This window comes from Actinomycetota bacterium (genome assembly GCA_036280995.1).
Classification (GTDB): Bacteria; Actinomycetota; CALGFH01; order CALGFH01; family CALGFH01; genus CALGFH01.
Genome location: DASUPQ010000902.1, coordinates 1 through 3,487, shown reverse-complemented (window position 1 = coordinate 3,487; position 3,487 = coordinate 1). Strand labels below are relative to the sequence as shown.

Here is a 3,487-nt window from a genome sequence, read left to right as displayed (position 1 = left end):
GAAGGCGGCCCGCCCTTCCTCCACCGCCTCGACGATGTGGGCGAAGTTGTCGTCCAGCAGGACGATGTCGGCAGCCGAGCGGGCCACGTCGGTGCCGACCACACCCATGGCGACGCCGATGTCGGCCTGGCGCAGGGCCGGGGCGTCGTTGACACCGTCGCCGGTCATGGCCACGACCTCGCCGCGGGACTGGAGCGCCTGGGCGATGCGGAGCTTCTGCTCGGGAGCGACCCGGGCGAGCACCGACACGCCGCCCTCGAGCAGGTCGGCGAGGGCGTCGTCGCCGGCCGGGAGGTCGGCGCCGAGCACCACCCGGCCGTTGGCCAGCCCGGCCTTGGCGGCCACGGCGGCCGCCGTGGCCGGGTGGTCGCCGGTGACCATGACCACCCGGATCCCGGCCCGCCGGCAGCGGGCGATCGCCTCGGGCACCTCGGGCCGCACCGGGTCGGCCATCCCGACCAGCCCGAGCAGCTCCAGGTCCTGCTCGGCGGCCGCCGCGATCGACGGCGCCTGGCCGTCGAGCTCTCGCCGGGCCAGGGCCAGGACCCGCAGCCCCTCGGCGGCCAGGGCCTCCACGTCGGCCAGCACGGCCGCCTCCCGCCCGGGGTCGAGCGGGACCCGGTGCGCGCCAACCCGGACCGACGTACACGCCTCCAGGACCGCCTCCGGCGACCCCTTGGTGAACAGCTCCAGTCTCCCTGTGGCCAGCCGATGGGCCGTGCTCATCCGCCGGCGGGCCGACTCGAAGGGGTATTCCCGTACCCGTGGAGCCGCCCGCTCGGTCGGCTGCCTGGTCAGGCCGCCCTTGGCGGCCAGGGCGAGCAGCGCTCCCTCGGTCGGGTCGCCGACACAACGCCAGCGGCCGTCGCGCCGCTCCAGGTGGGCGTCGTTGCAGAGCACGGCCGCCCTGAGCAGGTCCTGTACCTCGGCCCGTTCCCGGGGTGTCAGCGGCCGTTCCCCGGCCAGCAGCGCCCCCGACGGGTCATAGCCGATCCCTGAGGCGCGGTAGTGCGCGCCGGCCACGGCGACCGCCCGGGCGGTCATCTGGTTGGCGGTCAGGGTGCCGGTCTTGTCCGAGCAGATCACCGTGGTCGAACCCAGCGTCTCGACCGCCTCCAGGTGGCGGACCAGCGCCCCGCGCCGGGCCATGCGGGTCGCGCTCATGGCCAGCGACAGCGTCAGGGTGGGCAGGAGCCCCTCGGGGACCAGGGCGACGATCACTCCGACGGCGAACAGGAAGCCGGCCTGGGCCGGGGTTCCCAGAGCGAGGGACACGCCGAAGAAGACCACCCCGGTGCCGACCGCGAAGCCGCCGATCGTCCGCACCGACCGGTTGAGGTCCAGCCGCAGGGGGGTGGGGCGGCGGGCGACCTCGCCGGTCAGCCGGGAGATCGCTCCCAGCCGGGTCCTGGCGCCGGTGGCCACGACCACCACCCAGCCGCTGCCGGAGGCGACGTAGGTGCCGGCGAAGACCAGGTTGGGCGCCTCGGCCGGGTCCGAGGGCGCGACCGCCAGGGCGTCGACACTCCGTGGGACCGGTTCGGACTCGCCGGTCAGGGCCGAGTTGTCGACCTTGAGGTCATCGGACTGCAGCACCCGGCCATCGACCGACACCCGGTCGCCCTCGGTGAGCAGGAGGATGTCGCCGGGGACCAGTTCGGCCGCGGGGATCCGCCGCTTGCGGCCGTCGCGCAGGGCCGTTGCCTCCTCGGGGAGCAGCGCCGCCAGTGCCCGGGTGGCCCGCTCGGCCCGGTACTCCTGCACGAAGCTGAACACTCCGTTGACGATCACCACGGCGATGATCGCCCAGCCGAGCTGGGGCATCCGGCCGACGAAGGCGAGCACCGCCGCCGCCCAGAGCAGCAGCGCGAAGAAGTGGAGCAGCTGGGCGGCGAACTGGCGTGGGAGGCTGGGTCCGTGGCTTTGCGGGAGCCGGTTCGGACCGGCCTGGGCCAGCCGCACGGCCGACTCCTGGTGTGACAGGCCGCCGGAGTCCACGCCCAGCTCTCCCAGCACGACCTCGACTGGAACCGTGGCCAGCCGTGGCAGCGACGCCTCGCCGCGGATCGCGGCCGGGACGAGCGGTCCGGCGGCGGGCCAGCCGCGGTGTCCGTTGCGGTGGGTGGTCGTGGCGGCGGTGGTCCTCATGACATGACCCTGGCCCGAGGGGCTGCCGGCCGGCAGGGCTGAGGGTCCCGCGGGGTGAGGTCCATCGGACCCTGCCCCGTGGCTGGACCGGCTGCCACGCTGGACCGGAACAGAGGAGCAGCCGATGCGTGGGACCGTCAGCATGACCCTGGACCTACGGGGTCGGTCCGTCCCGTTGCTGGTGGCCCGCACCGCGGTGGCCATGGCCGGCTTGCGGTCCGGTGAACTGATCGAGGTGCTGACCACCGACCCCGATTCGATCCGGGACCTGCCGGTCTGGGCCAGGGCGACCGGCAACCGGCTGGTCGAGCAGACCGCAGGCGACGGCTGGTACCGATTCATCGTGAGGAAACGGTGAGACCATGCCGTCCGTCATCGAGATGCCGCCGCCCAGACCCTGCGCATTCGAGCTGCCGCCCATGGCTCGCGAGGAGGATCTAACCATGACGACAGACGAGTTGGCTGTGACGGCGGTGGCGTTGGTTGCTCCGGGTAAGGGCATCTTGGCTGCCGATGAGAGCAGCGGGACCATCGCCAAGCGCTTCCAGTCGATCCAGGTCGAGTCGACCAGCGAGCAGCGCCGGGCCTATCGGGAGTTGTTGTTCACCACCCAGGGGGCCAACCAGTTCATCTCCGGGGTGATCTTGTACGACGAGACCATCCACCAGCAGGCCGCCGACGGGACCCCCCTGGCCGAGGTCCTGTCCGGCCAGGGCATCATCCCCGGGATCAAGGTCGACACCGGCACGACCGGGCTGGCCGGGTTCGGGGGCGAGAAGATCACCGAGGGGCTGGACGGCCTGGCCGGCCGGCTGGCCACCTACCGCGACCTGGGAGCCAGGTTCACCAAGTGGCGGGCGGTCATCACCATCGGTGACGGCCTGCCCACCGGGGGCTGTATCGGGGCCAACGCCGAGGCCCTGGCCCGCTTCGCCGCCGCCTCCCAGGCGGCCGGGCTGGTCCCGATCGTCGAGCCCGAGGTCCTGATGGACGGCGACCACCCCCTCGAGCGCTGCGACCAGGTCACCCGGGAGGTCCTGGCCGGGGTCTTTGCTGGCCTGCGGCGCATGCGGGTCCGCTTTGACGCCATGCTGCTCAAGCCGAACATGGTCCTGTCGGGCAGCGACTGTGTCACCCAGGCCAGCGTTGACCAGGTCGCCGCGGCGACCCTGGCCTGCCTGCTGGATTGTGTGCCGGCGTCGGTGCCCGGGATCGTGTTTTTGTCCGGTGGCCAGCGCGATGAGGTGGCCACCGCCCATCTGAGCGCCATGAACCGGCTCGGGGGGGTCCCCTGGCAGCTGAGCTTCTCCTATGGCCGGGCCCTGCAGGCCCCCGCCCT

Annotated in this window: 3 protein-coding genes; 2 read left to right on the top strand and 1 reads right to left on the bottom strand. The window is 73.0% G+C overall.

Annotation, left to right across the window (positions count from 1 at the left end):
• A partial coding sequence (locus VF468_30060; GenBank protein HEX5882531.1) for a cation-transporting P-type ATPase occupies window positions 1-2,148 on the bottom strand: 2,148 nt, incomplete at its 3' end.
• A 124-nt stretch (window positions 2,149-2,272) separates the two neighbouring features.
• Between VF468_30060 and VF468_30055 the strand changes: the two genes are divergently transcribed.
• Complete coding sequence (locus VF468_30055; GenBank protein ID HEX5882530.1) at window positions 2,273-2,506, top strand: sulfurtransferase TusA family protein; 234 nt, start codon at window positions 2,273-2,275, stop codon at window positions 2,504-2,506.
• 85 nt (window positions 2,507-2,591) lie between these two features.
• A partial coding sequence (locus VF468_30050; protein HEX5882529.1) for a class I fructose-bisphosphate aldolase occupies window positions 2,592-3,487 on the top strand: 896 nt, incomplete at its 3' end.

Excerpts from the sequence above, each read along its gene's own strand:
- VF468_30055 (HEX5882530.1), top strand. The coding sequence starts at position 2,273 with ATGCGTGGGACCGTCAGCATGACCCTGGACCTACGGGGTCGGTCCGTC.